Source organism: Sporomusa sp., from assembly GCF_035561155.1.
In the GTDB taxonomy this organism is placed as follows: domain Bacteria; phylum Bacillota; class Negativicutes; order Sporomusales; family Sporomusaceae; genus Sporomusa.
The window spans coordinates 24,297-38,713 of the sequence record NZ_DATMYD010000031.1 but is presented as its reverse complement, the minus strand read 5'-3'; the positions used below and the strand labels follow the sequence as shown (position 1 = coordinate 38,713).

Sequence of the window (14,417 nt, the reverse complement as noted above, 5' to 3'; positions counted from 1 at the left end):
TATATTATAAGTACTGCGATTGGTAGCTTGAACCTAAAGTTGATAGATTAATACTCTTTTCTCCAAATACTACCATAGTCCTGTAGGACTTAATTCCCAAATAAAGCCAGAACCTGGAATACACTAGGTTCTGGCTTTAATTTACATTTTATTGGTATCTATATTTCACAAATCGCGGCAGCCACTTTGCCAGCTAAACCAGGGATTTGGGGGGTAGGGATGGCGCACACCGAGAGGCGAATCCCTTTACCCAGTGCCACAGCAAAAATCAACTCTTCTTCCAGCTTCCGGCAGCTTCGCCCAGGATCAATGCATGGGATTGTTAAGAAGAAGCCGGCTTTGTATGGATACATTTCCAGTCCGGCCGCTTGGGCCTCGGCTGTAAAAATGCCTGCCCGTTCATTTATCTTAAGTACATACTGCTGACGCTCACTGTCGACCTGTTGAACCAAACCGGACTCCTGATAAATAGTGGCCAGTGTCCGCATGGCGGCTCTGTTAACGTTAGACCAGGTAGCCCGGCACGAATATTGGTTAATATTATCGAATTCCTCGATAACCTCCCGGAAGCGTGAGACGCCAATCATAGCGCCTGCCCGCTGACCGTAAAGCGTATAGCCTTTTGACATACTGAAGGTTAAGACGGCCAGAATGTTTTCCGGCAGCGCCGACAGTTTTTTCAGGAACTGCCGACTGTCTTGACCGGCATAGTCAATATAGGCGATATCAATGACCAGTATAAATTGCCGTCGGCCACGCCCGGTATACTCCTTGAGCTTGGCCAGTATAGTATTCCAGTCGGCTTCCGACAAACTATAGCCGGTAGGATTATGAGCCGGCGTATTTAAGATAAGAACAAGCCGTTCCTGCTTTGCAAGGATTTCATCTATTTTGGCCGTAAGTCCTTGTATATTGAACAAGCCAGCTTCATCAAACATAGCAAAAGTGGCAAATTTACGCTGAAGGTCCTCACAGATCGACCGGTACGGTCCCCAGCACCATTCAGTGGTTAACACGGTATCGCCAATCTCTGAATAATTATTAACAATATTATGCAGTGCGCCAGTGCCGCCAACAGTGGCTACCGCTTTGGCGTAGGCTTCAGGTCTGTATTCCCGGAAAGCAGCGGTCATAGCAGCATCCAAATAGTCAGGAATACCGGCAATGGGCGCATAACTTACAATTTCACCCGGCGGCAGGCTGCGGTAAATTTTTTCGACCGTTGGCAAAAAACCAATCTGCCCGTCATCCTGTAAAAAGGTTCCCGGCGCAGCATTAACCACCTTGTCCTTGCCATACTTGGCACCAGCCTTGTTGGCTGCCATGACAGTATCAAATATCTTATCAGCAGCACTTTTCCCCTTGGCGTGCGACGCAGCAAAGCTAAGCATATCTCTCCCCCCTGAATGAATACAGCAGCTATATACAAACCTGCCGTAATTTGCTTTTTGTATACATAATACTTTAATTCCCTATACCTGGCAATAGCCTATCTGAAATCCAATACCTCAAACCCACTATTTTTTTAGGTAGCCTTTGCTTATCGAATCCTCAATAATGTCATCAACAAGCTGCCCTAGCTTGTCAGATATCTCTCTGGTCCGTTGGTTACGCTCAATCACCTTGCCACTGGTTATGCCGTTAAGCTGCCATGACTTGCCCTCAGTATTATAGTGCAATAACAGGGGCTGCAGTCTGTCAAGTGCGTCGGCAAATTTGGCCTCAAGGCTGCCTCGCTGTTCAAACTCGTCCCACAGGCTGCGCAATTCCTGCGCCTGGTCCTCAGGCAATAGTCCAAACAATCGATTAGCTGCCGCTTGTTCCCGTACCGCTTTATCCAGTCCGCCTATCTGATCAAAACAGTAGGTGTCCCCGGCATCAATTTCAACAATATCATGAATAAGCACCATCTTGATAACCTTTAGTATATCAAGCGGATAGTCGATGTGCTCGGCAAGCAGGATCGCCATAATCGCCAAATGCCAGGAATGCTCGGCATCTGTCTCATGCCTCTCTCCGCCGATAACAAAGTTTTTCCGGTAAATCTGTTTAATTTTATCCACTTCGATAATAAACGCAATCTGCTGCTGTAATCTCTGTGTAGTCATACCATCACACCTCTCTTGTATATCGACAAATTTCTTTAGTTCCTACTGTACTTTTTTGCTATATAATGGTATACTGGTTTTTCAGGGTATAGTGTCTTATTCACTGGTCAGGTCTTTACTCATTACAACATAGGCGATGTCGTCCCGCTTAAATTGTATTGGCCTTTCCTCAAACCCAAATTTCCGGTAAAAAGCCGCTTTGTCTTTTCTGGCATTACACCAGATGGCTTTCGCTCCGCCGGCCTTAGCGGCTGCAATGATAAACCGGAGTAATTTAGTACCATACCCCTGACCCTGCTTATTGCTTACTGTAGCAAATTTACGAAACTGAATTTCTTGCTTGTTGGCAAATGCAGATACAACCGAGATAAGCTGGCCATCTTCAAAAAGACCATAATGGGTTCCCATTGGGTCGTCTGGCAGTTTTACATAGGCAATTTCCTTATCAGGCCACATCACCGTTTGCCGCAACTCCCACGTTTGCTCTGGCTTGATTATTTTTATTTCCATGTTGAGCTCCTAAATCATTTTTTTGCCAGCATAGTTCTCACCTTCATATTTTAGCATCGCATTTCAACGTATACAACATGTTATACATGGGCGATACTATTTAAAAAGACATGATAACAAAGGAGGCTACCCTCATTGGAAAAATTCAAAGAGCTAGGAATTAGTGATTTGATAATTCGGGCTCTTAGTGATATGGGCTTTGAAGAACCGACACCAATACAAGAACAGGCTATTCCCACATTGCTCACAGGCAAGGATTTAGTCGGACAGGCACAAACAGGCACAGGCAAAACGGCCGCGTTTGGCATTCCCTTATTACAAAACCTTAAAAACAGCATAGGTGCTATTCAGGGCATCGTGTTGACCCCGACCCGCGAACTGGCCATTCAGGTTGCTGAAGAGCTAAATAAACTTGGTCAATTCTCAAACATTCGCTCCCTCCCCATTTACGGCGGTCAAGACATTCAACGCCAGATGAAGGCCTTGCAAAGACGGCCACAAATTATTGTAGCAACACCAGGCCGCCTGATGGATCACATGGACCGTCGCACCATTAGACTTAACGACATAAAAATGGTGGTTTTGGATGAAGCAGACGAAATGCTCAATATGGGCTTTGTTGAGGATATTGAGAAGATTTTGAGCACCACACCTGAGTCACGGCAGACGTTGCTCTTTTCGGCAACTATGCCTAGACAGATTCAGAACCTGGCACAGAAGTTCTTAAAAGACCCGGTTCTCATCAGTACCAAATCCAAGGAAGTTACTGTCCCACTCATTGAACAGCATTATTACGAGCTGCATGACCGGCAAAAGTTTGATGTTCTTTGCCGTCTCCTTGACATCCAATCTCCTGAACTGGCAATCGTTTTTGGCAGAACAAAACGCCGGGTAGATGAGCTGACAGAGGCGTTAAAGAAACGCGGCTACTCTTCTGAAGGCATTCACGGTGACCTCACTCAGGCCAAGCGTGACGCTGTCCTCCGGCAATTCAGAGAAGGAATCATTGATATCCTGGTTGCCACCGATGTTGCGGCCAGAGGCCTTGATGTCAGCGGCGTTACCCATGTGTATAATTTTGATATCCCGCAAGACCCAGAAAGCTATGTACATCGCGTGGGTCGTACTGGACGGGCCGGACAAACCGGATTGGCTACCACCTTTGTCATCCCCCGTGAGCTTGAACAGCTTCGGTCAATTGAACGAGTTACCAAGCGGAAAATTGTACGTATGACTGTACCTACCGTGAATGAGGCCATCGAAGGCCAGCAACGCTTAGCAATCGAAAAACTGCTTAATCAGATTGAAGAAGGAAACCTCGAACAATATCGGGGCCGTGCTGAAGAACTGCTCGCTGAAACAGATTCTGTTTCCCTGCTGTCAGCCGCACTTAAGCTATTAACCAAAGAACCTGATACCACCCCAATCAAAATTACCGAAGAAGCGCCCCTACGTACCCGCTCGTTCGGCAACAAGCGTAGACCGCAGGACAACAGAAAAAGTGCCCCTGCCGGCAAACCACGTTATAAAACAGGCGGTTACAAAAAATAGACAAAACAGCCTATAGTGCTGAAGCAAAAGAACCGTCCCGCGCTCTCGAAGCGCAGGGACGGTTCTTTTTTCTTGGTTTTACTCAAGATTGAAATTGCCGTTCTTAAATACCGTTAAGGACTCACCAGTTGCAGTAATGCCTGTGATTTCAAGATCGGCGGTACCAATCATAAAATCAACATGCACGATAGAATCGTTTACCCCAGCCTGTTCCAACTCGCCGGTATTCATGCTTACGCCTTTTTCGATACATATCGGGTATGCCTTGCCGATAGCAAAATGACAGGAGGCGTTTTCATCAAACAGCGTATTATAAAACAGGATATTTGAGTTGGATATTGGTGAATTATACGGAACAAGCGCTACCTCACCAAGATAATGCGAGCCTTCGTCAGTTTCCACAAGCTTTTTTAGAACCTCATAGCCTTGGTCAGCCTTGAAATCAACAATACGCCCGTCTTTAAAGGTTAACGAGAAGTTATCAATCAGCGTACCATTGTAGTTTAACGGCTTAGAACTGACTACAGTTCCATTAACACCTGTTTTCTTAGGCAGTGTAAACACTTCTTCAGTTGGCATGTTGGCAACAAATTCAATGCCACCTGCTGTGTGTTCCGGTCCGCCAAGCCAGATATGACCCTCTGGCAGCTCGACCTTTAGATCTGTTCCCAGCGAGTTCTTATAATGAAGTACTTTAAAATTGCGGGTGTTTAAATGATTCATATTCTTCTTCAACGCCTTGCTATGTTCCTGCCATGCGGCAACCGGGTCATCAGTATCAACCCGGACGGCTTTCAGAATAGCCTCCCATAGTTTTTCAACAGCTTCTCCCTCAGATACCTCAGGAAACACCTTTTTGGCCCAGGAGTGGGTTGGAATGGATACAATACACCAGGCATTTTTGTTACTCATGAGACGCTCCCGGTATTCTTTGAGTGCATTATTGCTGGCTTTTTGCACGCGTACTACCCTGTCCGGGTTAACCTCTTTTAGGAGTTCAGGATCAGAAGCGGCAATACTGACAAAGGCGGCTCCCTTACGCACATAGGATAGATAAAACTCTTTCTGCCACTCTGGGAACTCATCAAATATTTCTTCAGGGGCCTGTAAAAATCTAATCTTAGAAGATAATTCATCCTTCCAATTCATGACAACCTCTCGGGCGCCAGCTTGGTAAGCCACCTCAGCGATTACCCTGGCAAAGGGTGCACACTCAATTGGCGAGGTGATTACAAGCGTTTGGTCCTTTTGAATGTTTATGCCGGTCTTAACAACAAGCTGGGCATATTTTTCAAGGGGTGTAGTATTCATTATGTCTCCTTTCATGAGTTCATCATTTCTTACCTTATTCTTATCATATACTATGCTCTTTATTATGATACCAGTAATAAAGAAAACATAGCTTATGGCCGACCCTTTAGGGCAAAAAGACCTGAACCCCTTGAGAGGGCCCAGGCCTTCTGTCAGAAAACTATGCCTGCAGCAAATCTGCTGCTACCGCGCTCACCAGCGCCACAGCCTTAGTCAATACTTCTTCATCAAAATCAAAGCGGAAATCATGGTGCCCGGCCATCAGTTCAGCCCCGAGCATTATGTAGGCGGCTTTACCGCCATGCTGCTGCACCCGTTCCATAAAATAGGTGCAATCTTCACTGGCGCCAAAATAACAGCTAGGCAAAATTTCTTCAAAAATACCTAATTTTCCAGCTACTATCTCAATCTGTTCAACAAAGCAGAGATCATTTTCTGCGCCTGCGGCCCCGCCCATCTCGCGGATTTCGACCTGCACGCCATACATATCTGCAGCTGCCTTGATAATCCGTTTGGCTTCGCTGCACATATATTCATTTATTGCACTGGTTGTACCGCGGGTCTCCAGCTTAATGACAGCATTGGCAGGAACAACATTTCGCCCTGTTCCTGCGTCTAACTGACCGACATTAATTCGCGACGGCCCCTGACTATGCCGGGCAATCGCGTGCAGGTTGAGTGCAGCCGCAGCCGCAGCTAAGAGTGCATTGCGGCCGGCTTCAGGCGCTGCGCCGGCATGAGCTGCCACCCCGGTGAACACAGCGTCAAGCTTAGTGGTAGCTAAAAAGCCCTCAATACGGGCAGCGAGCTGTCCGCTTTTTTTGGTATTAAACCCGAGGTGAAGTCCCAAAAGATAATCGACGTCGTCAACAATCCCTTTGACAACCATCGCCCGTGCCCCGCGTACCCCTTCCTCGGCTGGTTGGAAAACAAGTTTCACTGTTCCGCTCAGTTCGTTTTTTAACGATACAAGTACCTCAGCCACCGCTAATCCGATCGCCGCATGGCCATCATGACCACAGGCATGCATAGCGCCCCGGTTGACTGAAGCGAAACCATCGCGGGCAGGGCGATGACCCTCATCGTCTGCCTCAACGGCATCGTTAGCATCAATGTCAAAACGGAGACCGATGGTTGGCCCGGGTTTAGCGCATTTCAGCACACCGACAACGCCGGTCTTGCCACCCTGCATCTTTTCAACCCACTGCGGGTTAGCCCCTTGCGCCAATGCTCGTTCTTCATGCCGTTTGAGTTCAGCCGTTGACGGTACACCCATCATGGCCTGTTCGTCAATTACCTCAGAGCCAACAAAAACTTCATAACCCAAGTCTGTCAAGATATCGGCAATCGTGGCGGCGGTGCGGAACTCGGTCCAGGCCGCCTCGGCATGTTTATGGAAGTCCCGGCGTCTGGCAATTGTTTTCTCTTTAAGGCTCTCAGCCTGTGCTACAATATTTATTCCCATAAGTCCTCCCAAATGTTTCTACATTAATACTAGCATAGTAACAATCGCGCCCAGAATCATCGCTGGCGCATTGCGTTTCGTCAGTTCGATAGGATTGACACCTGCAAGACCGGCACAAACAATGGCTGCCCCGGCAACAGGCGACATGGACCGGCCAAGTGCTCCAACAACCTGTGCCTGTTGCCCCATCTCGACAATGCCAAAACCAAATTGTTTAGCATGTGGGGTAATGGCGCCATTGAAGGCCAGTGTAGCGGCGTCGCCTGACCCGGATAGAACAGCAATAATGAAGGGGCCAAAGGTAGCAGCCAGTTTAGCAATGCTTTCCGAGTGCTTCATCGCTTCAATTAGAGCTCCAGTTAGGCCAATCAGTTCCATGCCTTTATTAAATACAGCAGCAGCTATGATAATACCGATAACGCTACCGAAGGCATCACCCATACCGGCAAAAAACTGTTTGGAAATCTCCTGCGCGTTAGCCCAGGTAACAATAAAGCCGAGGATTACGCCGAAGATCATGGCCTGGGGCACGGTTACTTCCGGAATAAGGTGTACCTGCTTACTGCCTAATACCAGCAGCACGAGCGGCACGACAGGCACAAGAGCTTTAATAAAATTGACTTTAAAATCATCTACGCCACTTGTATTAATGGCAGACTGTGTTTCAATATGATGCTCTTTACGGATATAGGCTACTGCAGTCAGCGTAACTACCACAACAGCGAGAGCGACTAAGTCAGCCGGTGTTAAAACAGCAATAACTGTCATAACGTCAACATTGGCCAGCTTGGCGATAAAAGGGTTATGCGTTGCGCCAGGGCTTAAGGTGCTGCCCCAGGTACCTGCCAACACGGCGCTGCCTGCAATAGCCGGATGCACCCCGGCTCCAATCAGGGCCGGAATCATGATGGCGCCAACAGCTGCCGCACAGCCAGCCGCGCTTGGTAAGGCAATATTAATCGCAAATGTAATAATAATGGTTCCAGGAATCAGAATCGGCCGGAACTTAGTTAGTCCGCCGGCCAGCAAGTGTACCAAATGGGCATCACATTTAGTTAGTTTCATAACATAAGCAAAACCCATAACGGTACAAATAACCGTAACCAGCCCAGGATTAACCATTGCAGTGCTAAATGCGTCGATGGCCACTAGCGGTTTTCCTGAAAACAATGCCATTGTGAGACCGGATAAAAATAAGACCATTCTTGTTTCGTAGCGTTTGATAATTGCAGCAAAAGTCAGTAAAACAATAAGACTACCTAACCAAATCACAAATACTCTCCCCCGCATTAACGTTATTTCATTGCAATCTCAATAATTGCTAATGTATATTATATCTTCTCTAAGGAGACACCCATCTCCTTCTGTTTTTATAACAGCCCTTTACGCAACTTTTGCATAAATCTGAATTAGCTCTATGACTTAAATTATGCCAATCGCCGTAGCAAGCACATAGGAAAGCATCGCCCCTATGAGCGGCCCGATTACAGGGACAACATTGCTACTACAACTGTTAGTTTTTAAGCGGAAGAAAAGCTGGGAAATGAACAGAAGCGCTATTTGGCTTTCTCAAATAGCGCTTCTAGTAACTGGTTAATTAAAGGAAATCGGCACGTATCGGCGTAAAGGCATCAATAATAATGGAATCATCCTCAAGGGCTACAACGCCATGCACTGTATTGCGCGGAGCATAATAGGTATCGCCACGCTTTATTATTTTCTTCTCATCGCCGATGGTCAACTCAAAACTTCCTTGAGTAATGTAGCCAATTTGTTCATGGTCGGCATGACTGTGAGGCTGGCCGATACCACCTTTTTTAAAAACAAATTCAACTAACATTAGACCTTCGCCGTAGCTTAACACCCGGCGTGTTGTTTTGGCATCCAGCTGAACATACGGTAACATAGTTTCACTCATAACTATTACTCTCCTAATCATATTTAAAAAACCCTATGATTAATATTAAAGTAAGTAGAAGGCTTTGTCCAGTTCTTGGAGTCATAATGACAGACTGGCTTTTAGTGACCGCCGCAGCAGCAACCGCCATGATTATGCTGAGGCTCACCGCCGCAAGCCTGCTTAGCCCCGTTTTCCAGCTTCATTTTCTTCATGCTGCCGCATTTAGGACAGGCAATTTCGTAGCCATGTTTTCCACCCTCAGTACAGGGGACCTCTTCCCAGACATGGCGGCACTCGACACACTCAAAAACTCTGTTTTTCATAACATAATTCCCTCCTTCGATAATTATGGCCCGCCCTTCTACCAGGGCTATCGCAACTTTGTTTCTAGCTGCTTGCAAAATCCTCTGAAAAGTAGGTCTGGACAGCCCCATGACAGATGCGCATGTGGCCTGTTCCCAGCCCTTCTGGTCTTTCAACCGAATTGCTTCCAATTCTTCTATTTGTAAAACGACCGGCTTCTCGCCGCCCTGCATATGGGGAGAGAATTCCCGGCAAAGCGGTACTTCATCGACTATCCCGCAACAACGTCGCCTTGACACTCATTATCAACCTTTCATTTGGGCATATGCTCAATTTAAGTATACACCAAATAATCCCATAAATACAATAGAGCATAAAAAAAATGGTCTGACTCACTCTCGCAAGCTTCAGACCATTTTATATTTCTTACCAATTTACGCTTTTACGCAACTTAGGTGACAAAATCATAGCAACCACCAGTCCTACCCCGGAGGTCATGAGCGAACTTGGCATATTGGCAAACGCCGTTGCTAGACTGCCGGTTACTTGCCACCAGGCAACAATATAACCGCTTAGCGTCCAGGCAGCCGCAAGCACACAGCCTAAAACGGCCCGCCAAACCCAGCCGCCGGCAGCCCAGCTTGATACACGCACAGGCCACAATCCTTTAGCGACTGTCCCGACAATGAGCCCGGCTATTCCTTTAATAACAAAAGACCATACAGTGTAAGGCGAAAAACCCATGATAAGGTCATAAAAAGCAGACCCAATGGCGCCGGCTAAACCGGCATACACACCACCAAAACAAATACCGACAGTAAAGAGAAAAGCTGTGCCAAGGTGAACCATAGCCCCAACACCAAACGGAATTTTGAAGGAGGTAGCAATAGCGCACATGGCAGCCAGTACTCCTATAAACACGATATCTCTTACACTTAATCTACGTTTTTCAAACATTATTCGACTCCCCCTCACTCAAAAGTACCCCTGCGGCAATTGGCCCACTCCTGTCCCAGCCAGGGCAGCGCGTTTTCGAGCAGTACGCCTTCCCGGGTAGGAGTCCCGGCTGCAAAAGTCGTTGCAATGGCAGCTGCTACAAAAGCAGCTGCCAGCTTCATGGCTAAAGGCAAACTGTGCTTATAGAGTAACGCGCCAGCCAATACACTGGCAAAAATGTCGCCTGTTCCAGGGTATCGTGCCGGAATATGTTCACAGGCCACTTCCCAGAAAGAGCCACTTTCCCGCTCATAACCAATGTTCATAATCTGCTGATCGGCCAAAGGAATTCCTGTCATGATTACAATTGACGGCCCGAAATCAGCCAGCCTGATAAGCCACTCTTTCAACCTGTCCGGTTCAGCCACTTGATCCTCATACCGTTCCCCTAATAAGAAGCAGGCCTCCGTAAAGTTAGGGGTTATAATGTTAGCTTTGCTAACAAGCCGCTTCATCTGTTCCTGCATTGTGGGCGTATAGACAGAATACAGCTTGCCCTCATCACCCATCACCGGATCAACCAACACGAGCGGATGGTTTTCTGAAAATTCATCAATAAAATGAGATACTGTATCAATTTGCTGTTCTGATGCCAAGAAACCACTGTAGATACAATCGAAGGTAATCCCTTCCTGCTTCCAATGGCGATAAAACTCAGGCATGCGGTCAGTAAAATCACAAAAAGCAACATCTTTAAAACCGCCCAGATGTGTGCTTAATACAGCAGTAGGCAGCGGACATACTTGAATCCCCATGCTTGATAAAATGGGTATAATTACTGTTAAAGAACAACGTCCAAAACAGGAAATATCATGAACAGCGGCCACCCGCGGAACTACTGGTATCATTTTTTTCTCCCTTCGTAAATTGCTGCATCGTAGTGGCTGATAATATATTGAAAATAGAATAAATCTCCAAAACAATAGTATTCGATATGAGGAATATTATTCCTGCCGGGCAATAGGTAAATTCAGTTAAATATGCTCTGAATTAAAATAAGCCAGGCTGTTGAAGTGACCCCGAAAAGTTAGACAAATATTTTTTTAAGCCGCCAAGAGGGTTTGCTGCCTGTGTAGAGCAGGTGGCAGACCCTTTAGCTTTATCTTGATACGACGATTATTGTAGTAACTGAGATACTCGATTAGTTCCTGTTCGAAATGCTCCATGGATTCAAACTCTTGTAGATATAGCAGCTCGGTCTTCAGCAAGCCAAAGAAGTTTTCCATAACGGCATTATCAAGGCAGTTCCCCTTACGGCTCATGCTTTGCCGGATGCCCTTGGCCTTTAGCATACGCTGAAACGGCTTCATTTGATATTGCCATCCCTGATCAGAATGAAGAATCAGATTTGAATCGTCCGGTACTTTTTGAAAAGCTTGATCGAGCATGCCTGTCACCAGCGAAAAGCATGGACGTTTACTGATGGCATAGCTGACAATATCACGGCTGCACAAGTCCAGAATGGGAGACAGATAGAGTTTCTGTCCGAACAGCGAAAACTCTGTGATATCCGTAACCCATTTTTGATTGGGCTTGTCGGCCTCAAAGTTGCGCTCTAATATATTGGGAGCCTTTTTCCCTACCTCCCCACGGTACGAATTGTACTTCTTCATCCGTACCCGACAGAAGAGGCCCAGTTGTTTCATAAGTCGCTGTACGGTCTTGTGGTTGATGGTGATTCCTCTGACTTTCAGTTCCATTGTAATACGACGATAGCCGACGCGTTGCTTGTTTTCCGTATAGATTACTTTTATCTCATCCTTGATTTTACTATATTTATCCGGCGTCGCCAGCCTTTTATGATGATAGTAATACGTAGCGCGCGACAGCTTCGCTACGTTTAGGAGTACATCGAGCCTGTGATTGTGCCTTAGTTCCGTTACGACTTGTGCTTTTTCTCTCGCTGTACCCTCTCGGTCACTAAGGCATTCAACTTTTTTAGGTAGTCAATCTCTGCCCGCAGTCGTTGGTTTTCAGCAATTAAATCTTCTTCTACTTTCTTGTCCAGCTTTGGCTTACGTCCTTTTCGTGTGCCACTATCAGCACTGGCACGTCCACGCCGATCAACGAACAATCCTTCAGGACCTTCCTCTAGGTAAATACGTTCCCATTTCATAATTATCCCATGGTTTGGAATCTCGAACTTCCTCGCTGCTTCTCGATAAGCTAGCCCATGCATTCGCATAGCCTCTACTACTTTTTGCTTAAACTCTCCGGTGAAAGGTATTCCTTTTGGCATGAAAACACCCCCAGTTTTATCCAGTATATTATACTGTCTAACTTTGGGGGTGCAGTTCATACAGCCTGGCTTATTTTAATAATTATTCAAGCTAAATCCGGAATTTACCGACTGCAATCTGAAGGTCTTGAGCCAGCTTAGCTAACGCCTGACTTGAAGAAGCAATTTCTTCCATTGAAGCCGACTGTTCTTCTGTTGCTGCCGATACTGTCTGGGCTTCGCCTGCTACAGCTTTACTCAAATCGTCAATTCTTTTTACTGAATTGACAATTTGCCGGCTAACACCCTCCACTTGCTCAATCTCAGTGGAAATCTCCTGTACTTGATCTGACACTTCAGCTATCGTATTTGCAATTTCCATGAAAGCTTGTCCTGCAGCATGAACCACATTAGCTCCCATCTTGACTTCCCGAGTGCCGTCATTCATAGCTACCACCGCTTTATCTGTATCGCCTCGTATCTCAGTAATGAGGTTTGCGATCTGTTTAGCAGCCTCCTGAGATTGTTCAGCCAGCCTTCTTACCTCTTCAGCCACCACAGCAAAGCCTTTTCCCTGTTCCCCGGCCCGGGCAGCCTCGATAGCAGCATTGAGCGCCAGTAGGTTTGTCTGCCTCGCAATGCCGGAGATAGTATCCACGATTTGTCCGATCTCGCTAGAGCGTTCCCCCAGTCTAGCCACTACCTGCGCCGAGTTGTTTACCGTTTGTTCAATCTGCGACATTTGGCTGACAGCTTGGTCTACAGATTTCCTTCCGTCCTGCGCCTTGCCTGCGGCCTCAGCTGTTCGTGAAGCTACTTTACCGGCATTTGTTGCCATATGCTTTATACTTAACGACATCTCGGCAACCACGCCTGTGGTGTCAACGGCTGCAGCCAGTTGCTCCTCAGCTCCTTTTGCTACATCGGTAATGGATGCCGCCACTTGGTAGGCTGCCTGAGCAGACTGCTCAGCACTTGCAGTAAATTGCTGGGATGCGGCTGCGATCTGGTCTGCCGATTGTGAAACATGGGTGATAATTTTCCTCAAATTACCATTCATGTTACTAATCGCTGTTGCCAAATGGCCTATTTCATCCTTGCGTCCAAGTACGTTACCATTAATGCTGACAGTCAAATTACCTGTTGACATTTCACTAACCGCTTGTTGGGTATGGACTAATGGATTGATTAAGGAACGCACCGCCACAAAGGCAAAACCGCAAGCGAATAGCAGCGAAACAAGCCCGATCATCCCCTGCATCAGCATCGCTTTGGTCATGGCGTTCTCATACTCGCGCTGACGTTCTAATACTGCTGCATCAATCGAGTCAAACCAAGCTCCAGTACCAACCGTCCATCGATAAGGTTCAAACATTTTAACATAGCCCCGCTTAGGCAAAGGCTCAGTTTGTCCAGGTTTAGGGAACCAGTAGTCGTGAAATCCCCCACCCCCATTATTTTTCGCTGCATTTAAAAGATCCTGGATAATCAGACTACCCTTTACATCTTTAAACTCCCACCGCGACTTGCCTTCGACATTTTTATTACCTAACAAAGCTATATTGAAGCCGTCATATGTATCAATCCACAGGTAATTACCGTCATTGTAACGGATTTCACGAATAATGTCAGCCGCTTTCTTTTTGGCCTCTTGTTCTGTCAATAACCCCTTTTGCTGGTCTTTGTAAATAGCTTCAATAATACTGACAGCACCCTCTACCTGAAGTTTTAGCACCTGTTCAAACTGCGCCATCGTTGCTTGGCGCATTAGAGCTATGTTCGCTTGCGCATCCTGTTTCATACGGTATAAGTTGTAACCGACTAAAATAGCTGCTACAAAAAGAATAATCGCACAGATGACGGCTACCACTTTTGTACGTATGCTACCCATACAATACCTCCCCCATAAATTTACATTTCTTATAAAACCATTGCCTTTCCTATCTACATTTTATAGCCCATATTCCCGGAAAGCAATCGAATTCTGTCGATTTTAGCGAATTTTTCGCAAATATCATATCATAGCACGACAAATAATCAACTTACACCGATTTC

At 46.4% G+C, this 14,417-nt stretch carries 13 protein-coding genes and 1 pseudogene; 1 reads left to right on the top strand and 13 read right to left on the bottom strand.

Translation table 11 applies throughout. The features are described from left to right. Positions 1 to 158 precede the first annotated feature (158 nt). From VN447_RS04625 to VN447_RS04615, 3 genes are all read right to left on the bottom strand, one after another. Entirely contained in the window at positions 159 to 1,391 is a 1,233-nt protein-coding gene (locus tag VN447_RS04625; RefSeq protein ID WP_325523289.1) for a pyridoxal phosphate-dependent aminotransferase, read from the bottom strand. A gap of 126 nt (positions 1,392 to 1,517) precedes the next feature. After that, positions 1,518 to 2,108, bottom strand: coding sequence for an HD domain-containing protein (locus VN447_RS04620; protein WP_325523287.1), 591 nt, complete (start codon positions 2,106 to 2,108; stop codon positions 1,518 to 1,520). A 96-nt stretch (positions 2,109 to 2,204) separates the two neighbouring features. Beyond that, entirely contained in the window at positions 2,205 to 2,618 is a 414-nt protein-coding gene (locus VN447_RS04615; RefSeq protein ID WP_325523285.1) for a GNAT family N-acetyltransferase, read from the bottom strand. Between the two features lie 135 nt (positions 2,619 to 2,753). Here VN447_RS04615 and VN447_RS04610 point away from each other — a divergent pair, with 135 nt between their 5' ends. After that, complete coding sequence (locus VN447_RS04610) at positions 2,754 to 4,169, top strand: DEAD/DEAH box helicase (RefSeq protein WP_325523283.1); 1,416 nt, start codon at positions 2,754 to 2,756, stop codon at positions 4,167 to 4,169. A gap of 78 nt (positions 4,170 to 4,247) precedes the next feature. Here VN447_RS04610 and VN447_RS04605 read toward each other — a convergent pair whose 3' ends face one another. From VN447_RS04605 to VN447_RS04560, 10 genes and pseudogenes are all read right to left on the bottom strand, one after another. After that, positions 4,248 to 5,480 carry an aminopeptidase gene (locus tag VN447_RS04605; RefSeq protein WP_414714879.1) on the bottom strand — a complete coding sequence of 411 codons (1,233 nt, stop codon included), beginning with the start codon at positions 5,478 to 5,480 and terminating at the stop codon, positions 4,248 to 4,250. Positions 5,481 to 5,640: 160 nt separating this feature from the next. Continuing rightward, entirely contained in the window at positions 5,641 to 6,945 is a 1,305-nt protein-coding gene (locus tag VN447_RS04600; RefSeq protein WP_325523281.1) for an amidohydrolase, read from the bottom strand. Positions 6,946 to 6,963: 18 nt separating this feature from the next. After that, positions 6,964 to 8,217 (bottom strand): C4-dicarboxylate transporter DcuC, encoded by a 1,254-nt coding sequence (gene dcuC, locus VN447_RS04595; protein WP_325523279.1) that lies wholly within the window; start codon positions 8,215 to 8,217, stop codon positions 6,964 to 6,966. Between the two features lie 325 nt (positions 8,218 to 8,542). Further along, entirely contained in the window at positions 8,543 to 8,863 is a 321-nt protein-coding gene (locus VN447_RS04590) for a cupin domain-containing protein (protein ID WP_325523277.1), read from the bottom strand. 101 nt (positions 8,864 to 8,964) lie between these two features. Then, complete coding sequence (locus tag VN447_RS04585) at positions 8,965 to 9,447, bottom strand: DUF134 domain-containing protein (protein ID WP_325523275.1); 483 nt, start codon at positions 9,445 to 9,447, stop codon at positions 8,965 to 8,967. 127 nt (positions 9,448 to 9,574) lie between these two features. Beyond that, positions 9,575 to 10,105 carry an ECF transporter S component gene (locus VN447_RS04580; protein WP_325523272.1) on the bottom strand — a complete coding sequence of 177 codons (531 nt, stop codon included), beginning with the start codon at positions 10,103 to 10,105 and terminating at the stop codon, positions 9,575 to 9,577. A 14-nt stretch (positions 10,106 to 10,119) separates the two neighbouring features. Then, positions 10,120 to 10,992 (bottom strand): pyridoxamine kinase, encoded by an 873-nt coding sequence (locus VN447_RS04575; RefSeq protein ID WP_325523270.1) that lies wholly within the window; start codon positions 10,990 to 10,992, stop codon positions 10,120 to 10,122. A gap of 195 nt (positions 10,993 to 11,187) precedes the next feature. Then, positions 11,188 to 12,000: pseudogene (locus tag VN447_RS04570) on the bottom strand (IS3 family transposase); the annotation flags it as partial. Positions 12,001 to 12,023: 23 nt separating this feature from the next. Continuing rightward, positions 12,024 to 12,383 (bottom strand): helix-turn-helix domain-containing protein, encoded by a 360-nt coding sequence (locus VN447_RS04565; protein ID WP_325523268.1) that lies wholly within the window; start codon positions 12,381 to 12,383, stop codon positions 12,024 to 12,026. Positions 12,384 to 12,474: 91 nt separating this feature from the next. Further along, the gene (locus tag VN447_RS04560) at positions 12,475 to 14,253 is read right to left on the bottom strand and encodes a methyl-accepting chemotaxis protein (RefSeq protein ID WP_325523265.1); all 1,779 of its coding nucleotides are present in this window, start codon (positions 14,251 to 14,253) and stop codon (positions 12,475 to 12,477) included. Positions 14,254 to 14,417: the final 164 nt, after the last annotated feature.

What these genes read in the sequence shown, in the direction of transcription:
- VN447_RS04625 (WP_325523289.1), bottom strand. Translation starts at nt 1,391, where the DNA reads ATGCTTAGCTTTGCTGCGTCGCACGCCAAGGGGAAAAGTGCTGCTGAT.
- VN447_RS04620 (WP_325523287.1), bottom strand. Translation starts at nt 2,108, where the DNA reads ATGACTACACAGAGATTACAGCAGCAGATTGCGTTTATTATCGAAGTG.
- VN447_RS04615 (WP_325523285.1), bottom strand. Translation starts at nt 2,618, where the DNA reads ATGGAAATAAAAATAATCAAGCCAGAGCAAACGTGGGAGTTGCGGCAA.
- VN447_RS04605 (WP_414714879.1), bottom strand. Translation starts at nt 5,480, where the DNA reads ATGAATACTACACCCCTTGAAAAATATGCCCAGCTTGTTGTTAAGACC.
- VN447_RS04600 (WP_325523281.1), bottom strand. Translation starts at nt 6,945, where the DNA reads ATGGGAATAAATATTGTAGCACAGGCTGAGAGCCTTAAAGAGAAAACA.
- VN447_RS04590 (WP_325523277.1), bottom strand. Translation starts at nt 8,863, where the DNA reads ATGAGTGAAACTATGTTACCGTATGTTCAGCTGGATGCCAAAACAACA.
- VN447_RS04580 (WP_325523272.1), bottom strand. Translation starts at nt 10,105, where the DNA reads ATGTTTGAAAAACGTAGATTAAGTGTAAGAGATATCGTGTTTATAGGA.
- VN447_RS04575 (WP_325523270.1), bottom strand. Translation starts at nt 10,992, where the DNA reads ATGATACCAGTAGTTCCGCGGGTGGCCGCTGTTCATGATATTTCCTGT.
- VN447_RS04565 (WP_325523268.1), bottom strand. Translation starts at nt 12,383, where the DNA reads ATGCCAAAAGGAATACCTTTCACCGGAGAGTTTAAGCAAAAAGTAGTA.
- VN447_RS04560 (WP_325523265.1), bottom strand. Translation starts at nt 14,253, where the DNA reads ATGGGTAGCATACGTACAAAAGTGGTAGCCGTCATCTGTGCGATTATT.